General features: G+C 63.1%; 1 protein-coding gene. It reads left to right on the top strand.

What is annotated here, in order from left to right; translation table 11 throughout:
* Window positions 1-58 precede the first annotated feature (58 nt).
* A complete protein-coding gene (locus tag NKK47_RS34980; RefSeq protein WP_023674699.1) occupies window positions 59-1,207 on the top strand; it encodes an IS4 family transposase in 1,149 nt (382 codons plus the stop codon).
* The last annotated feature ends 169 nt before the right edge of the window (window positions 1,208-1,376 follow it).

Genomic DNA, 1,376 nt, shown 5'->3' with positions numbered 1-1,376 from the left:
CCCATAGGCGCTAACTTAGATGTGGACTGGTGGAATCGAGATGTGATTCCTCGGCCAGATGGGAACGAATGATTCGATCGAAACCGACTGGCAGGCTCTGATATCGAGGCTGTCGCAATCGCTTGACCTTGAGGCGACGGCGCGGGCGACGGGAGCGCTGGTGCGTCGTCGCAATGTTGCGGACGCAGCGACATTGCTGCGCCTGGCGTTGGCTTATGGCCCCGGCGCGATGAGCCTGCGCTCGGCTGCCGCCTGGGCCGGGGTGAATGACGTTGCGAGCCTTTCGGATGTTGCTCTTTTGAAGCGCTTGCGCGGAGCGGCCGATTGGCTTGGCGACATTGCCGGCGCCTTGCTCCAAAACGCTTGCGCCAAAAGCGCCGCGCCGACGGGGCGTCGGCTGCGCGTTGTCGACGGCAGTTCGATCTCGCGCCCCGGCAGTGCCGGCACGGACTGGCGGCTGCATGCCACCTACGAACCCGCGCTCGCGCGCTTCACGCATCTGGAGATCAGCGACGTGCGCGGCGGTGAAAGCTTCTTGCGTGTTCCGCTACGCCAAGGCGACATTGTTGTTGGCGATCGCGCCTACGCCCGTGCCCCGTCCCTTGAAAAGGTGGCAGCGGCGGGTGCCGACTTTATTGTGCGCACGGGCTGGACCAGTGTTCGGCTGACCACGCCCGACGGGCAACGGGTCGACTGGAACGCCATCTATGAGCCTATGCAGCCCGGTGAGGTTTGCGAGATGAACGTGCTCGTGGAGCATTCGGGTCGCAAGGGCCGAGGCAAGCCGCCCTTGCCGACAAGGCTCATCGTCAAGCGCAAGGATGAGAAGGCCACGCAAAAGGCCCAGAAGGCGGCAAAGCGGGGCAATCAGCGCCGCTGCAGCAACAGGCTGCAGCCGATGACCCTCATTGCCGCAGGCTTCGTCATGCTGCTGACCTCGGTCCCGGCCGATGAATTGACGGCCGACGAGGTTCTGCAGACCTATCGGCTGCGCTGGCAGGTCGAACTCGCCTTCAAGCGGCTCAAGAGCGGAATGGGCATCCATAAGCTTCCCGCGCGAGATGAGCGGCTCGCCCGAAGCTGGCTGACGGCCCACCTGATCCTGGCCCTGATGATCGACGAGGCCGTCACCGACGTTCTCGACTCTCCCCCCTGTGAAGACCAAACCACGCACGGCGCAATCGCTGTCCCTTTGGAGGCTGCATAGTCTCCTGCGTTCTGAAATCCTCAACGCCATACTGAGGGTGATGCGGCCGGGAAAAATCCTCACCCGCGTCACCGAAATCATTCGTCACGTCTGCGACCCACCAAGACGGCGCAAAAACCAATCCGCCGCAGCAAGGATAGCTGCCATGCCCTAAGTTAGCGCTTATGGG

It is taken from the genome of Mesorhizobium sp. M0019, assembly GCF_040323975.1.
GTDB lineage: Bacteria > Pseudomonadota > Alphaproteobacteria > Rhizobiales > Rhizobiaceae > Mesorhizobium.
Note: the sequence above shows the minus strand (reverse complement) of the source record. Positions and strands in the feature narration are given on the sequence as shown.

What these genes read in the sequence shown, in the direction of transcription:
- NKK47_RS34980 (WP_023674699.1), top strand. Translation starts at nt 59, where the DNA reads ATGGGAACGAATGATTCGATCGAAACCGACTGGCAGGCTCTGATATCG.